Raw genomic sequence first — 16,629 nt, 5'->3', positions numbered from 1 at the left:
TCATGTCAGAGAATCAAGAAAAAAACCGTCGCTGCAAAAGCTGTGATGAGAACATGAGAATAAGCCCAGAAAAACTGGAGCGTTTAATAGAAATAGCCACTAGAGAAAGACCCTTAGCGCCGGAGGAGCAATATTTGCAGCGTATTGAACATTGCCGAGATTGCTCTGGCCTGCAATTTGGTAGCACTTGCCGTTATTGTGGCTGCCTCGTAGAGGTGAGAACAAGATTACAGGACTCTACTTGCCCTTATCCCTCGGCACCTCGCTGGGATTGAATACTAAGTTTTTGAAAAGGACGTGAAAATCATCAAACAAAATTTGTTAGCTGCTACGCCCCCGATGGGCTGGAATAGTTGGGACTGTTACGGAGCCAGTGTAAATGAAGAAGAAGTAAGAGGCAACGCAGAATATATGGCTACCCATTTGAAGGACTTTGGTTGGGAATATGTAGTTGTGGATATTCAGTGGTATGAGCCTGGAGCGAATTCTTCGCAGTATCGCAACTTTGTACCGCTGGTTATGGATGAGTACTCCAGACTTCAACCTGCTGAGAACCGGTTTCCTTCCGCAGCGGGAGGCAAAGGGTTTGCGCCACTCGCTGAATATGTGCATGGATTGGGTTTGAAATTCGGCATACACATTATGCGCGGAATTCCGCGTCAGGCTGCTCATGCGGCCAGTGCCATACTAGGATCTGAGCAAACCGCACGCGATGTGGCTCACCCAAATTCTATTTGTCCATGGAATACGGACATGTATGGAGTAGATGCTTCAAAAGAAGGCAGTCAGGCGTATTATGACTCGCTGTTCCAGTTGTATGCCAGTTGGGGTGTGGATTATGTGAAAGTGGATGATATTGCCGCTTCTCGCATTTATGGATACCACAAAGAAGAAGTTGCTATGATCCGTAAGGCTATTGACCGCAGTGGTCGCGAGATGGTGCTCAGTCTTTCGCCTGGACCTGCTCCAGTGGAAGAGGCTGAACACTTAGCCGGACACGCTAACCTTTGGAGAATGACCGATGATTACTGGGATCATTGGCATTTGCTGCGCGGGATGTTTGAGCGCTGTGAGAAATGGGCTCCTTATGTGCAGCCGGGCCATTGGCCGGATTGTGACATGCTGCCGTTAGGTCATCTGGGCATTCGTTCTGTAGATGGCGGGGGAGACCGGTTCACGCGGTTTACTCATGACGAGCAGGTCACCATGATGACACTGTGGAGTATTTTCCGCTCCCCGTTAATGTTTGGAGGAGAACTTCGGGACAATGATGATTGGACATTATCTTTATTGACCAATAAGGAAGTGCTTCATCTGCATCGTTATGGTAAAGGCGGCAGACAGGTAGCGCTAAATGAGGAGCATGCGATCTGGACATCTGAGGATGAACAAGGTAACCATTATGTAGCTTTGTTTAATCTTAGCGATGAAACATTAACGCTTCAGGTATCATTCGAGCAGCTTAATGTTTCAATTCCTAGTACTATACGTGATCTATGGCAGAGCCGCGATTTGGAAGTAGTTAACGAAGGTATTTCTCAAACTCTTCCACAGCATGGTTCTGTATTGTTAAAGTTTAAATAGAGGAGAGAGATTATGAATACGAGTGTAGAATATAAAAATCCATTGGTGGAGCAGCGTGCTGATCCATGGGTATATAAACATACAGATGGTTATTACTACTTTATTGCTTCTGTCCCAGAATACGACCGGATCGAAGTGCGGAGAGCAACAACAATCGAGGGATTGGCTGCTGCAGAACCGGCTGTAGCTTGGCGTAAATATGAGACGGGTCCGCTTAGTGCAAACATTTGGGCACCAGAGCTCCATTATATTGACGGGAAATGGTACATTTATTTCGCAGCGGCGCGTACTACGGAGACAAAGGATGGATTATTTGATCACCGTATGTTTGCTCTTGAGAATGAATCTGCCAATCCTTTAGAAGGAACATGGGTAGAAAAAGGCCAGGTGAAAACCGCTTGGGAATCCTTCGCTTTGGATGCAACCACCTTCCAGCACAAAGGAAAATTGTATTATGTATGGGCACAGAAGGACCTGAATATTGAGGGGAATTCTAATCTGTATATTTCTGAAATGAATAATCCATGGACGCTAACGGGTCCTCAGACGATGATTGCTACTCCTGAATATGACTGGGAAATTATTGGGTACAAGGTAAACGAAGGAGCTGCAGTGCTTAAACGTAACGGCCGTATCTTTATCAGCTTCTCGGCTAGCGCTACGGATTTCAATTACTGCATGGGACTTTTGGTTGCGGATGAAGACAGCGATCTGCTGGACGCCGCTTCATGGACCAAACTGCCGGAACCGGTATTCCAGACCCACGAAGAGAATGGACAATATGGTCCGGGTCATAACAGTTTTACTGTAAATGAAAATGGGGAAGATGTACTCATCTACCACTGCCGCAATTATAAAGAAATTACTGGCGATCCGCTGTATGATCCGAACCGTCATACTCGTGCTCAAGTCTTCCATTGGAATGAAGATGGTACGCCGAATTTTGGGGTTCCCGTTAAGGATGCTGCTAAACAATAATTCGTTGAGTATATAAAAAAGAGGGTTACTCATAAGCCATGTAGATGGCTGCTGAGTAACCCTCTTTCTTATGTTGCACCTTAAGGTATATATTGTTGAACGATCGAAGTAATTACGCCGTCCTGAATGGTGATGTGATACGGGAACTGGCTCAAGTCGATGACATCCGTATTATTAAATTGATCCATAAATTGCTGTAAGGTGATGGACTCATTCCAGTTGATATCCAAGTCTTCCATGTTGCCAGTGTGATCAAAAATTTGCATCGTCACTGTGGCGTTATCCGCTATCGGATAAGTTGTTAGAGTATCAACATCATTTACAATATAATAACTGTCTGGAGCTCCGCCGATTTCTGCTGCAGCTTCTGGATCTCTTTCAGCAAAGATTCGATCGGCATCAGCACCCTGATACCAGTTTATTTCATCGGTCGTACCGGAGAGCTTGCCATGGTCGGATTCAATAGTATGAAAGTAAACTGTTTGATGCTGGGTCTTGTCACTATCTTGCGCATCTACCCGTGTTCCAACGGTACTTGCAGAAGTAATGAGGGAAAGAAACAACAGAACAACAACCGGTAACACATACGCTGACTTTTTCTTAAACATTATTAATCTCCCCCTTGAGATATGTAAGACGTTGTATAAAACTTATTACCCGCTCCGTTTTTTCTTAAACGGGTTATATATTACTCTTTACGTGAAATGAGCAGTTTTTGTTGCATTTTTTTAAAAGTTTTTTTAAAAAGCAATGAGAAGTCACGAGTTCCCTAAAATGAATAGTAAAAGCTTATCTCCTCGGGCATATTAAAATATCAAAACATGCAGATTAGGGGGAGCAGCGAATGGGCGGAATACTACGGATTTATAGGAACGATTGGCGTAACTTATTCAGAGTTCCTGTGGCCGTATTGCTGGTTGCCGCTTTGGTGGTATTGCCCTCCGTGTATGATTGGGTGAACGTTGCGTCAGTATGGGATCCTTATAGCAATACTTCTGGCATTAAAATTGCAGTTACCAGCTTAGATGAAGGTACTAAGGTACAGGAGAAGGATTTTAATATCGGGAATGAGGTCATGGAAAGTCTTCGGAGCAATAAAAACCTGGGCTGGACCTTTGTAGATGCAGAGACTGCACATAATGGTGTCAAACGCGGAGACTACTATGCCAGTATTGTTATCCCTGCTAATTTCTCCAAACGAATGACTGGAATTCTTGAAGGAACGATTGTGAAACCAGAGATCGAATATACCGTCAATGAGAAAATAAATGCGATTGCTCCTAAAATCACGGATAAGGGCGCCACTTCAATCACCACACAGATCAGTGAGAATTTCACGGAAACGATTAGTGAGACGGTATTTACTGTTTTAAGTCAAATCGATAAGGAATTTCAATCTGAATTGCCCATTATACGCAAGGTAGAAAAAGGATTGTTTAAATTAGAGGCGAGCCTGCCAGAAATTGAAACCGCAGGTAAACGTGTATTGAAAATTCAGGAAAATTGGCCGCAGATTCATGCTTCAGCAGAGCGTATTTCCACATTGGAGAATAAGCTGCCAGAGGTGGAAAAAGCGGGTGAGGCTTTAGAGAAAATTGCTGAGCATTGGCCGCAAATCGCGAGTACCTTAAATCATTTAGGGGGGCTACAGGACAAGCTGCCCAAGATTGAAGAAGCAGCACAGCTAATCGTTCAACTTGATAACCATTATGGTGAAGTTGAACAGATCATGGCTCAGGCCTCGCAAGGTCTTACGGAAGCGCATAAAATCGTTAATGCTGCCTTAACAGCACTGCCTGAGGCAGAAAAGATTGCCACTGCCGGAAATGATTTTGTTCTGGAACTTCAACAATTTTTGGAGAAGAGCAGTGCTGCATTTGAAGCTGTTCCAGCAGCTATCAAACAGAATCTTAATCTCCTACAGCAAACGGAGAACTCAGTGGTCAAGCTTGCTGAACAGTTAAAGGGAGAGGATAACGAGCCGCAAGCTGTACGTGAGCAGCTGGAGGTACTCTCAGCACAGTTGGCTGCAGGAAGCAGCGTGATTGAACACACACTTTCTATGTTAAATGCATTGAACACATTTTCACCTGAAACAGTGTCTATTGCTGATCTTGCAGCATTGAAAGGTGTAGACAGTGTTTTGAACAGTCAGAAGTCCTTGGTAAATGCTATGGCGGCTGACGTTCAGAATAAGGATAACGCTGATTCCAGTGCAATTAACCAATTGTTCCTAAAGTCTGGTCTTGGGAAGCTGGCGATTGCGAAGCTTATCTCAGGGTATGATTCGTCGACAATCCCTGCCATAAAAAATACACTGGAGCAAATAACTTCGGCGGCAGATGTCACAGCCACCGCATTGCAGCAGGTGCCAGATCGCTTACCCGCGCTGGGTACCCTGCTGGAAGAGACAGTGTCGGCGATTGAGTTTGGGCAGACAAGCTTAGCTAGTCTGCAGCAGGATTTGCCAGCTATACGCGAAGCGGTCCACACAGCAGCCAGTGGGGTTGCCGATCAGACCCAGGGCTTTGGTGCCTTCATCCGAGATACACTTCCGCTATTGGAGAGTAGCTTGCCTACTGCAGGGGAAAAGATACAGCAAGCTGCGAACTTCGTGCGTCAGGATCTGCCTACTGTAGAAGAGCGGGTTCATCAGGTCTCGGAGTTGATTCGTACAGGACTCCCCCGTGCGGATAAAGGAGTGGCGCTTGCCGCAGATTTGGTGAGAAATGATCTTCCAGTACTGGAAGACTCGATTCGAAAAGCCGCTTCCACGATCCGCCAAATTAAAGAGGAGATTGATCTGGGGGAGATTGCACAACTGCTCGGAGGAGATATTAAGAGCAAAAGTGATTTTTTGGCCAATCCGGTAGTGTTAAAAGAGAATAAGTTATATCCCATTCCGAATTATGGCTCGGCAATGACTCCTTTTTATGTCGTACTTTCCTTATGGGTCGGAGGCACACTGCTTGTCTCCCTTCTCCGCACAGGTGTGGATACGGGTGGGCTAACGTACAAAAGATATCAATTGTATTTTGGCCGCCTGCTGACCTTCCTTACGGTGGGAATTCTTCAGGGGCTGGTGGCTGTCCTTGGCAACATTTTTATTCTGCATTGTTATGTGGTGAATAAGGTGTGGTTTGTAGTTTTTGGAGTGTTAATCAGCATCGTGTTCGTAACCATTGTATTTACGCTTGTCGCTGTATTTGGCAACCTGGGAAAAGGAATAGCGATCGTGTTCATGGTGCTTCAATTCTCTAGCTCCGGCGGTACATTTCCGATTAGTACGACAGGGCGTTTTTTTCAAATATTAAATCCGTATATGCCGTTTACCTATGCAATTAGTCTGATGCGGGAGGCGGTTGGGGGAATTCTGCCAGAAGTGGCGATTCGTGATGTGATCTATCTGATTATCTTCGGTGTGCTGGCACTCTTGCTGGCATTACTCCTCAAGAAACCACTGGAGCCTTTTATCCATAAGGCTTCTGAACAAGCCGAAGAGTCTAAATTGATTTCTTAAAGAAAAAGAGGATGTGCCTAAGCCATGGTGATGGCTTTTGGCACAACCTCTTTTGTGTACTATATGGCAAGTTTGCAATAGGTTATCTTGCAGGAGCAAAATCAGCTACTGGCTTAAGAATCTCCTCGATCTGCTGTAAAGTATCAGCGGAGAGTACCGCATCTACAGCTTTGGCGTTTTCTGCAACTTGTTCTGGCTTACTGGCACCAATTAATGCTGAACTTACACCAGGCTGGCGCAGGATCCAAGCCAATGCCAATTGCGACAGCTTCAGGTCTAAACTGTGAGCGAGTTCAACCAGCTGTCCAACCACGGACAACACATCATCACGGAGGTAGCTGGAGATTACACCATTAACTGAATTATCCGCTGCACGGGTTCCTGCTGGAGGTTGTTGCCCCGGTTTATATTTGCCAGTCAGAATTCCTTGCGCTAGTGGAGAGAAGACCACTTGGCCCAGCCCCTCACGCTGGGATACTTCAAGGACCTCGTCTTCAATATAACGTTCGAACATATTATAGATAGGTTGATTCGAGATCAGTGGACGCAGATTCAGTCTGCGGCTGATACCAGCAGCATTGGAGATTTGGGCTGCGCTCCATTCGCTAACAGCGGAGTAGAGAATCTTACCTTGAGCAGTCAGATCATCCAGTGCGCGTAGAGTCTCCTCTACAGGGGTCTCTGTATCGAAGCGATGACAATAATATACATCAATATAATCAGTGCCTAAGCGGCGGAGGCTGGCCTCACATTGCTCCATAATGTGCTTGCGGGACAAGCCACGGTTATTAACATCGTCTCCCATGGGGAAAAAGACCTTTGTGCTTAGCACATAAGATGATCTTTCATAGGAACGTAGAGCAGCACCCATCGCTTTTTCGCCTTCGCCACGGTTATATGCATTAGCCGTATCAAAGAAATTGATACCGCATTCAAAAGCTTTGCTTATACAAGCATCGGCTGCCTTTTGCTCTGCTGCGGTTCCATATGTAAGCCAACTGCCTAGTCCGATCTCACTGATTTTGAGCCCTGAATTGCCTAGTCTTCTATATTTCATTTTTCTCTTTCCTCCTTGTATTCTATATGATAACTTTACTTGTATTATAGGAGACATTCAAGTTGAATGATTAATATACTAGTAATCAAGGAGATGAAAGATTCAATGACTAATCCAGCTACTAAAAAATCAAAAGTGATCTTATTTCAGGGTGACTCCATTACGGATGGGAATCGAGGTCGTGATGAAGACCCGAATCATATTCTTGGACATAGCTATGCGTATATCATCGGAGGCAAGCTAGGGAATGAGCGGGCAGAAGAAAATCTGGTATTCTATAACCGCGGAGTGAGTGGAGATCGAATCTCCGATTTATATGCACGCTGGAATGAAGATGCAATTAGCTTGCAGCCTGACATCATTAGTATATTGATTGGGGTAAACGATATTTGGAGAATGATGAAAGGGGAACCAAGTGGAGTTACGGACCGTTTTGAACGCGCTTACCGTCACGTACTTGAAGAAACACGTGAAGTTCTGCCACATACGAAGCTGGTTTTATGTGAGCCTTTTATTTTAAATACCGGAGCTCCAGCTGAACAGTGGACAGAATGGGAAGCGAAGATTAGACATTATCAGGGAGTGGTTAAGCAGCTGTCTGAGCAATTTGATACAGTTTATGTACCTCTACAGGATGCTTTTAACGCAGCTGCAGAGAGAGCAGAGGCAGCCTATTGGCTGTGGGACGGCGTTCACCCGACGACTGCCGGGCATGATCTGATTGCTGGGGAATGGCTGAAGGTCGTTTTGGAAAGTGGTCTTTTAAACAATTAAGTTATAAAGTCATTATCTCTCTTTATCTATGCACCTACTGATCACTCAGCGGGCGCATAGATAAGAGATACATGGTAATTATTTAAGAAATCGATCCATTCCTCAGAAGGCTTCTGATCTGTAACGATATAATCCACTCTATCAAAGCTGAACAACTTAATGAACGCGGTCCGGTCAAATTTGGAGTGATCTACGAGCAGAACCACTTTATTCGCCTGCTGCTGCATAAGCACCTTCAGTTCGCTTTCTTCTTCATTTGAATCACTTAGACCGCCTGTCATGGACAATGCTTTACAGCTGAATATGGCTACATCCACATTATATTTTCGAATTGTCTGTGAAGCGGTATTTCCAACAAAGGAGCTGGTCTCGGGGCCTAAAATTCCACCTGTGGAAATCAGCTTTTGACCGGAGTGTTGAAATTCAGATAATACCACCAGAGAGTTCGTAATAATTGTCAGATTGTTTTTCTCCTCAATAATTCTACGCAAGGCTTCAAACACCGTTGAGCTCGTATCCGTCACCAAGCTGTCTCCATCATTGATTAATTGCAGTACATTATCGGCTATGATTCGCTTCGCTTCAATATTGACCTGATGCCTGCTGGTATAGGAAGGATCTTCATTGGTATGGGCGTTGAGAATGGCTCCACCATAATTTTTTTTGGCAAGACCTTCTTTGTCCAGTTTATCTAGATCCCGCCGAATGGTCTCTTCCGAGACGTTGAATTTTTGCGCTAGCTCTGCGACATGGACCTTCTTCTGTCTGTAAAGCTCTTTAATAATTAGATCCCGTCGTTCAAATGCTTTCATTCGTTCACTCACCTTTATATATAAATCGTCTGCTTTCTAGTGTACTACATTGTTGTTTAAATCTAAAAATAATTACATATTCACATAAAACCACAATATATAATAATTATATCACATAAAACCACACTTTTGTTTAGGTAATATGTTGTTTTGTGTTGACTAAAGCGCTTGCAGATTTTATGATGAAGGAGAAATAGATCTATTAACGATGACTCTAAGATGATCTTGAGGAGGAACGGCATTGATAGAAAACTATCCGAAAATTGGTATCCGCCCAACCATTGATGGCAGAAGAAGAGGCGTTCGTGAATCACTGGAAGAGCAAACGATGGGCATGGCTCAGCGGGTGGCTAAGTTTATTGAAGCGAATTTAAGGTATCCGAATGGAAGTCCTGTAGAGTGCATCATCGCCGATTCTACGATCGGTGGTGTTAAAGAAGCTGCTGCTGCGGCTCAGAAATTCTCCGGGGCTAACGTAGGGGTGTCGATCACCGTGACGCCTTGCTGGTGTTATGGCTCAGAGACAATGGATATGGATTCATCCATTCCGCATGCCGTGTGGGGATTTAACGGAACGGAACGGCCGGGTGCTGTGTATCTAGCTGCTGTTCTCTCTGCGTATGCTCAAAAGGGAATTCCTGCGTTTGGTATCTATGGTGAAGAGGTTCAAGAGTCTAGCAGTGAAGAGATTCCAGCGGATGTGCAGTCTAAATTGCTACAGTTTGCTAGAGCAGGCTTAGCAGTTGCTCAAATGAAGGGAAAATCATATTTATCTATGGGTTCTGTTTCGATGGGGATTGCGGGTTCCATTGTGAATGAACAATTTTTCCAAGAGTATCTGGGCATGCGCAATGAATATATCGATATGTCTGAATATGTCCGGCGCTTTGAAGAAGAGATTTATGATAAAGAGGAATTTAAGCGGGCGCTTGCGTGGACTAAAGAAAACTGCCAAGTTGGCGCCGATAATAATCCGCAGCATCTGCAAATCAGTGCAGAAGAGAAAGAGAAGCAGTGGGAGACCTGTGTGAAAATGACATTGATCGCCCGCGACCTGATGATCGGCAATCCGGTTCTCGCTGAGCTTGGTTTTGCGGAGGAAGCTAACGGCCACAATGCGATTGTTGGCGGTTTCCAAGGCCAGCGACAATGGACGGACCATTTCCCTAACGGCGATTTCATGGAGACGATGTTGAATTCTTCTTTTGACTGGAACGGCAAACGTGCTCCTTATCTCGTAGCGACAGAGAATGACAGCCTGAATGGGGTAACGATGCTGTTCAATTATTTGCTTACGAATACGGCACAAATCTTTGCTGATGTCCGGACCTTCTGGAGTCCTGATGCTGTGAAGCGAGTGACGGGTCATCAATTGGAGGGAGAAGCAGCTCACGGAATACTGCATCTGATCAACTCTGGTTCGGCTGCGCTTGATGGCACAGGTGAGCAAAGGATAGAGGGTAAGCCTGCAATCAAACCTTTTTGGGAGATTACAGACGAAGAGGCTAAGGCTTGTCTAAGCAATACACAATTCCGGCCTGCTTCTCAAGAATATTTCCGGGGAGGCGGCTTCTCTACCGATTATTTAACCCAAGGCGGAATGCCGGTTACTATGGCTCGTTTGAACCTGGTGAAGGGGCTTGGACCTGTTCTTCAGCTTGTTGAAGGTCACACCGTAGAGCTGCCTGAAGAGGTTCATCATACTTTGGATCAGAGAACAGATCCGACATGGCCGACGACCTGGTTCGCTCCTAAGCTAACTAACAGTGGTTCATTCCAATCGGTATATGATGTCATGAATAATTGGGGCGCCAATCATGGGGCGATCAGTTATGGCCATATCGGGGCGGATCTGATTACGCTGGCGTCGATTTTGCGTATTCCAGTAAGTATGCATAACGTTGAGGAATCACGTATTTTCAGGCCACGGGTGTGGTCGTTATTTGGGACGGAGAATCTGGAAGGAGCAGATTACAGAGCCTGTCAGAATTTCGGACCGCTATATTAAAATCTTCTTGTGGAGCAGGTGTGCTTGAAATGGGTGATACGATTAAGCTTCTGGCTATGGATCTTGGCGCCAGTTCCGGAAGAGTGATGTTGGGATTGTATGACGGTAACACCCTTCGCATGGAAGAAATTCATCGGTTTGCTAATACGCCGGTGTATGTTGGCGGGCATTTGTATTGGGATGTTTTGAAGCTCTTCCACGAAATGAAAAAAGGAATCCAGAGAGCTTATAGGGCGCATGGAAAATTGAGGTCTCTAAGAGTGGATACTTGGGGAGTCGATTACGGTTTTATTGATAAAAGAGGGATGTTGCTCTATTCCTCCCATCATTATAGGGATAGGAGAATGGGAAGCCATCGTCTAGGGTTGGAGGCGCTGCTTCCACCAAGGGAGCAATTTAGCATTACAGGTATTCAACCGAGCTTGATTAATACGGTTTATCAGCTGTTTGCTGATTTTCAGGATAATGATTCTCTGCTAGAGGTCGCAGATACTATTTTAATGATGCCAGACCTGTTCCACTATTTATTCTCTGGTATCGCGGCAGCAGAAAGCACGATTTGGAGTACAAGTGGCTTAATGGATGCTGTATCTGGTGAAGTCTCCACTGAAGTATTCAGCAGGCTTAATATTCCGGTTGGTCTAGTGCCACAACGGGTTCAAGCGGGAACGGTTATTGGTTCTATCCTTCCGGTAATTCAAGAGGAGCTTAGCGTAGGTTCAATGGAGGTAATTGCGGGTGCTTCTCATGATACGGCTTCAGCAGTAGCGTCTATTCCTTATTCTCTAAAGGATGATGCAGCATTTATTAGCTGTGGTACATGGTCGTTAGTGGGCATGGAGACGCCTAAAGCTGTCATTACAGAGAAAAGCTATGAATACGGATTCACAAATGAGCAGTGTTACGGCCAATCTAATCGTTTGCTCAAAAATATAACGGGACTATGGATTTTGCAGGAGCTGCAAAGGAATTGGGCAGAAGCGGGAAAATACGTCAGCCAAGGCCAAATGGTTGAGCTAGCTGAAACCATAAATCATGCCCCAGCAATTATTGATCCGAATGATGAACTGTTTAGTACACCCGGTGTGATGACCCAACGGATTAGAGAATATTGCGAACGAACAGGCCAGCAAGCCCCCTACACGAAAGCTGAGATTATTCGCGTCATACTTGAGAGCTTAGCAGAGTCCTATCGCCATACGATTAACGAAATGGAAGAGATCACCGGCAAAAAAATCAATATCATTCATATGGTCGGTGGTGGGATTCAGAATGAACTGCTCTGTCAGCTTACCGCTAATATTACGGGGAGAAAAGTTGTAGCAGGGCCTGTGGAAGCTAGTGCAATTGGCAATATAATTATTCAACTGGCTGCCCTAGGGGAATTGGAAATCTCCGAGGGCAAGCAGGTAGTGGAAAGATCTTTTGCCTTTAAGACATATCAGCCTTCTTTGGTGAAGGTTTGTGAAAAATAGGATACGAGGAGAGAAACCCTATGGATACATTGGAACAAAAATTACGTTTGCAGATTTGTGATATCGGGAGAAACCTGTTTAATAAAGATTTTATCGCGGCTAATGATGGGAATATTTCTGCTCGCTTATCAGAGAATGTAATTCTGACTACCCCCAGAGCGGTGAGTAAGGGATATTTAGAGCCTCATATGCTTGTGAAAGTGAATTTGCAAGGTGAAGTCCTTGAAGCAGCTGAAGGCTACAGACCCTCAACGGAAGCGAAAATGCATCTAAGAATTTATAATGAGCTGCCAGAGATGAAGGGTGTGGTCCATGCACATCCCCCGTATGCTACTGCATTTGCCATAAAAGGTGAGGCGCTCGACAAGATGATGATGCCAGAGTCGGTGATCATGATCGGAGATATTCCATTGGCGGAATATGGAACACCATCGACGGAAGAAATTCCAGATTCACTGATGCCTTTCCTGGGCAAAAAAACTGCGGTCCTGCTCGAGAATCATGGAGCCCTTACTTGGGGAGAAGATGTTATGGAAGCATATCTGAACATGGAGCGGCTTGAGTATACCGCCAAGCTCACCTTCATTACCCGGATGATTGGCGGGGAGAGAGAATTGCCGCAGCATCGGATTGATGAGCTGGTAGCGTTGCGATCATTTTATGGGAAGTAAAGAGGTGCCTTATGTTAAAAGGAATTCCTAAGCTGCTGTCTCCGGAGCTGGTGCGCATTCTGATGGAAATGGGTCATGGGGATGAGCTTGTATTGGCTGATGCGAATTATCCCGGACATTCGTTGAATCCGAGGGTACTGAGATATGATGGCATCGGTATTCCTGACCTGCTGGATGCCATCTTAGAGTTGTTACCTCTGGATCATTATGCAGAGCAACAGGTGGCTTTTATGGCAGTGGTGGCTGGAGATCCAACTGTACCGGTCATCTGGTCCACATACGAGACTATCATTGCCAAACATGATGCTGAAGCGACGATTAAACATGAGGAACGTTTTGATTTCTATAACCGTTCTAAGCAAAGTTATGCGGTTATAGTTACTGGTGAAGAAGCATTGTATGGGAATGTTATTCTTAAAAAAGGCGTTATTAAAAGTTAAAATAACGGAAATGAAGCCGCTAACCGCTTGGGTGACCAAGGAGTTAGCGGCTTTTTATGCTGTAAGGATAAGTATTTATAACCGGATTACTCTGTACTCATATGCACCAAGGGAGAGGGGGCCGCAGGCCACGGATTTGCCTGAGAGAACATCATGTCCGTCCCGCGGGAGTGTGAGACTTCCCCCGTGTCCATCCATATTTACAATGGTCCACACTTCGGTACCTTGGTCATTGCTTCTAGGGCAGACAAGGGTTCCCTTAGTGACATCACTGCGTACGGTAACACCAGTACGTTCTGCATAATGATCAATAAGTTTACATAACATTAGGTCACCTTCTTCACCGGCAGGCATTGAACCCAGCATAACAATAGTACCTTGTCCGTAAGGCTGCTCCGTCAGGAAGGACAAACCCGGCGTCACCCCCTCCGTAATCATTCCGAGACTGGAAGCGGACTCTGAAACGGGTTCAAAAACAGAACTCCACATGGACAAGGGAGCAGATACCCCAAAAGCGTGTCCAATCGTGCCTGTTAATTCCAGCGGATAGATAAACTTAGTTTTGACTCCTGCTAATCGCTCCAATTCCCCAAGTCCGGCATTCCTATGAAGGGTATGCTCCTTCGTTCGTCCTCCGGTAAGAGGACCGACAATCCAAATCCCGCCAGCTGCTGTGAAGGCCAGCGCACTTTCCACATACTCGGGGGACAAATAATGTACGAATGGAGTGAATAACAGCTTGTATCCGGTTAAGTCACCGCCTTCGGGCAGCAGATCCCGGTGAATACCCATATGTAGAATTCTTTTGTAGAAATCGCCCAGCAGACTACGATAATTTAGCTTCCGATGAGGTTCAGTTGCGAGATAAGCTTTGGTTCTGTCCGAATAGGTAATCGCAACATCTGCCCGAAGGGGCCGGGTGGAGAGCATAATTTGTTCAATTTCTTGCCGTGCTTGATTGGCCTCCAGCACATTATCGTACCCTAGAGCTGGTTCTCCCCAGGCACTAAGGATCGAGCTATGTGTTTGTTCACTTCCGGAAGTATGCTGGCGCCAGAGCCAATAGCAAAATGCACCTGCACCCAGCGCATAGGCGGCAACCGCTTCTGCCTTCAGATATCCGTTCGGATGTGGCACACCAAAACTTACTAGAGATGCGGCAAACGAGGGTCCTGTCTCCATTATCCAGAAATCTTTTCCCGGCTTGAAATTTCGCCATAGATCACAGTTAAGCAGATAAGCATGCATATTTTCCTGTGAGGCATAAGTGTCGTAGGCGGCAAAGTCGAGATTCTGAAATAGCCGCTCATTATCTAGATGAAAAGCGACACTGCTGTTGTGGGTAATTGGTGCAGAGGAGTGGCGGCGGATAATATCAGCCTGCTCATCGGCGAATTCAGCGATTTTTTCCATTGAAAATAAGCGGTACATCGTCCGCAGAGATGAATTGTGGAGGAAAGGTGCGGGTCCTGGCTGTGGCACCTGATCAAAACGTTGATAAGTTTGGCTCCAGACGGCTGTTCCCCATGCCTCATTCAACTTTTCAATGGAGCTGTAGCGCTGCTGCAACCAGATATGCCATAAGCCTTTACAGGTTTCACACATGCACTCCGCCACATGCGCTTTGAATTCGTTATCGAGCTGCCAGGCGGTTAACCCCGGAAGTGCTCCGGTCTCCTTGGCAATATGCTCCGTAATGATGGCAGCCCGCTCACGAAAATAAGGATTGTTCGTACAGATATGCTGCCGTGCTCCATGTCCCATTACCGTTCCGCTCTCATCCACATAACAGCGCTCAGGATGTCCATGGGTAAGCCAAATGGGGGGTGTAGGTGTCGGCGTACACATTACTGTGTCAATTCCGTTTCTATGTAACCTTTCGATATATTTCACGACGGGACGGATATCAATCTTATCTTCTTCTGGCTCCAAGGCAGACCAAATGAATTCTCCGATTCGTACGATATTAATCCCCGTTTCTTTCATTAGAAGGATGTCCTGCTCAAGCACCTCTTCACTCCATAGTTCGGGATACCAAGCAGCACCATAGTATAACTTGTTCTTCAATTCAGCTCCCCCTTTAAGGCAAACATTTGCTGGAAATCATCACTTGGAATCATAGGTTGTTAGGGTCTTGCGGGCAATAGTAAACTTTTGCGCGGTTTGGACTTTTTAGATAAAATGGGATTTTTAGCTTATATAGAGCGTTCAAAAAAGTCCGATTGCTGGAAAAAATCACTAGCAGCATAATAGGAGTCGCAGTAAGGGTGATTGCAGTAATCCATGGCTACAGTAATCGCGAGCTGTACATGACAAATGGAGGTGAACAGGATGAAGCACGTAACAGTTCCGGGAACTGCAGAACAACAGCCAAAGCCGCAGACCTATCGAAATATCCGGGTAAGAAGATGGAAACGTTTTAAACGTGATAAATGGTTATATATTCTGCTGCTCCCTGGAGTCCTTTATTTTCTTGTTTTCAAATATGTTCCGATGTGGGGCGTGCTGTTGGCTTTTAAGAATTACCAGCCGTTTCTTGGTTTTCAGAAAAGTGAATGGGTAGATTTTGAGCATTTTCGTGTTTTTTTCCAGAATCCCGATTTCTTTATGCTGCTGCGCAATACGTTATTGTTATCGTTTTATAATTTGATTTTCTTTTTTCCGGCGCCGATTATTCTGGCACTGCTTCTAAACGAAATACGGCTTTCCTTCTATAAAAAGACGATACAAACGATGATTTATGTTCCGCACTTTATATCCATGGTCATTGTGGCCAGTATGAGCTATGTATTTCTAACTACGGAAGGCGGGACTGTAAATGAGTTTTTGTATACGTTTACAGGCAGGAAAATAGACTTTCTAGCTAATCCCGACTGGTTCCGTCCATTGATTATTCTCCAGACGATCTGGAAGGAGTGCGGCTGGGGGACGATTATATTTTTGGCAGCGCTGGCCGGTGTAGATGTGGAGCAGTATGAGGCTGCGGTAGTAGACGGTGCGAACAGGTGGCGGCAGATTTGGCATATTACGTTGCCTGCTATTCGCAGTACAATCGTTATTTTACTTATTCTTCGGATGGGAACGATTTTGGATAACGGTTTTGAACAAATTTATTTAATGATGAATGCTCTTAATCGTGAAGTAGGGGAGGTGTTCGATACCTATGTATACGCACTGGGAATCACCCAGGGAGCTTTTAGTTACAGTACGGCTGTTGGATTATTCAAATCAATAATCGGTGTGACGCTTGTGCTCGGGACGAATTGGATCGCCAAAAAATTTGGTGAATCCGGACTTTATTGAGAAGGGA

General features: G+C 45.3%; 14 protein-coding genes. 10 read left to right on the top strand and 4 right to left on the bottom strand.

Annotation, left to right across the window (positions count from 1 at the left end; genetic code table 11):
- Nucleotides 1-2 precede the first annotated feature (2 nt).
- The 3 genes from MHH49_RS02355 to MHH49_RS02345 are packed head-to-tail and all read left to right on the top strand — an operon-like array spanning nt 3 to nt 2,562.
- Complete coding sequence (locus MHH49_RS02355; protein ID WP_076101283.1) at nt 3-275, top strand: DUF6171 family protein; 273 nt, start codon at nt 3-5, stop codon at nt 273-275.
- A gap of 31 nt (nt 276-306) precedes the next feature.
- Nucleotides 307-1,584: a glycoside hydrolase family 27 protein gene (locus MHH49_RS02350; protein WP_076106163.1), complete on the top strand. Its 1,278-nt coding sequence runs from the start codon at nt 307-309 to the stop codon at nt 1,582-1,584.
- A gap of 12 nt (nt 1,585-1,596) precedes the next feature.
- Nucleotides 1,597-2,562: a glycoside hydrolase family 43 protein gene (locus MHH49_RS02345; RefSeq protein ID WP_076215859.1), complete on the top strand. Its 966-nt coding sequence runs from the start codon at nt 1,597-1,599 to the stop codon at nt 2,560-2,562.
- A gap of 80 nt (nt 2,563-2,642) precedes the next feature.
- Here the strand turns inward: MHH49_RS02345 and MHH49_RS02340 are convergent, their stop codons facing one another.
- On the bottom strand, nt 2,643-3,170 hold the full coding sequence (locus MHH49_RS02340) for a hypothetical protein (protein ID WP_038569473.1): 528 nt from the start codon (nt 3,168-3,170) through the stop codon (nt 2,643-2,645).
- Between the two features lie 236 nt (nt 3,171-3,406).
- On the opposite strand from MHH49_RS02340, the gene MHH49_RS02335 reads away from it, so the two are divergent.
- Nucleotides 3,407-6,082 carry a YhgE/Pip domain-containing protein gene (locus tag MHH49_RS02335; protein ID WP_076215863.1) on the top strand — a complete coding sequence of 892 codons (2,676 nt, stop codon included), beginning with the start codon at nt 3,407-3,409 and terminating at the stop codon, nt 6,080-6,082.
- Nucleotides 6,083-6,164: 82 nt separating this feature from the next.
- Here MHH49_RS02335 and MHH49_RS02330 read toward each other — a convergent pair whose 3' ends face one another.
- The gene (locus tag MHH49_RS02330) at nt 6,165-7,139 is read right to left on the bottom strand and encodes an aldo/keto reductase family protein (RefSeq protein ID WP_036675684.1); all 975 of its coding nucleotides are present in this window, start codon (nt 7,137-7,139) and stop codon (nt 6,165-6,167) included.
- A 66-nt stretch (nt 7,140-7,205) separates the two neighbouring features.
- On the opposite strand from MHH49_RS02330, the gene MHH49_RS02325 reads away from it, so the two are divergent.
- Nucleotides 7,206-7,913 carry an SGNH/GDSL hydrolase family protein gene (locus MHH49_RS02325; protein ID WP_076215872.1) on the top strand — a complete coding sequence of 236 codons (708 nt, stop codon included), beginning with the start codon at nt 7,206-7,208 and terminating at the stop codon, nt 7,911-7,913.
- A 41-nt stretch (nt 7,914-7,954) separates the two neighbouring features.
- On the opposite strand, the gene MHH49_RS02320 is transcribed toward MHH49_RS02325, so the two are convergent.
- Nucleotides 7,955-8,725, bottom strand: a complete 771-nt coding sequence (locus MHH49_RS02320; protein WP_036675683.1) for a DeoR/GlpR family DNA-binding transcription regulator — start codon at nt 8,723-8,725, stop codon at nt 7,955-7,957.
- Between the two features lie 241 nt (nt 8,726-8,966).
- On the opposite strand from MHH49_RS02320, the gene MHH49_RS02315 reads away from it, so the two are divergent.
- From MHH49_RS02315 to fucU, 4 genes are read left to right on the top strand one after another with little or no spacing between them, the layout of a single operon-like run.
- Complete coding sequence (locus MHH49_RS02315; protein WP_076215876.1) at nt 8,967-10,733, top strand: L-fucose isomerase; 1,767 nt, start codon at nt 8,967-8,969, stop codon at nt 10,731-10,733.
- A 29-nt stretch (nt 10,734-10,762) separates the two neighbouring features.
- Entirely contained in the window at nt 10,763-12,208 is a 1,446-nt protein-coding gene (locus MHH49_RS02310) for a rhamnulokinase (RefSeq protein WP_341137855.1), read from the top strand.
- Nucleotides 12,209-12,228: 20 nt separating this feature from the next.
- Entirely contained in the window at nt 12,229-12,879 is a 651-nt protein-coding gene (locus MHH49_RS02305) for a class II aldolase/adducin family protein (RefSeq protein ID WP_038569477.1), read from the top strand.
- A gap of 11 nt (nt 12,880-12,890) precedes the next feature.
- Nucleotides 12,891-13,319 carry an L-fucose mutarotase gene (gene fucU / locus MHH49_RS02300; RefSeq protein WP_036675675.1) on the top strand — a complete coding sequence of 143 codons (429 nt, stop codon included), beginning with the start codon at nt 12,891-12,893 and terminating at the stop codon, nt 13,317-13,319.
- Nucleotides 13,320-13,394: 75 nt separating this feature from the next.
- Here fucU and MHH49_RS02295 read toward each other — a convergent pair whose 3' ends face one another.
- The gene (locus MHH49_RS02295) at nt 13,395-15,386 is read right to left on the bottom strand and encodes a beta-galactosidase (RefSeq protein WP_036675674.1); all 1,992 of its coding nucleotides are present in this window, start codon (nt 15,384-15,386) and stop codon (nt 13,395-13,397) included.
- A gap of 264 nt (nt 15,387-15,650) precedes the next feature.
- Between MHH49_RS02295 and MHH49_RS02290 the strand changes: the two genes are divergently transcribed.
- The gene (locus MHH49_RS02290; protein ID WP_341137854.1) at nt 15,651-16,622 is read left to right on the top strand and encodes an ABC transporter permease; all 972 of its coding nucleotides are present in this window, start codon (nt 15,651-15,653) and stop codon (nt 16,620-16,622) included.
- The last annotated feature ends 7 nt before the right edge of the window (nt 16,623-16,629 follow it).

Source organism: Paenibacillus sp. FSL F4-0122, assembly GCF_038002845.1.
In the GTDB taxonomy this organism is placed as follows: domain Bacteria; phylum Bacillota; class Bacilli; order Paenibacillales; family Paenibacillaceae; genus Paenibacillus_AQ; species Paenibacillus_AQ odorifer.
This window is presented reverse-complemented; position numbering and strand designations above follow the sequence as displayed.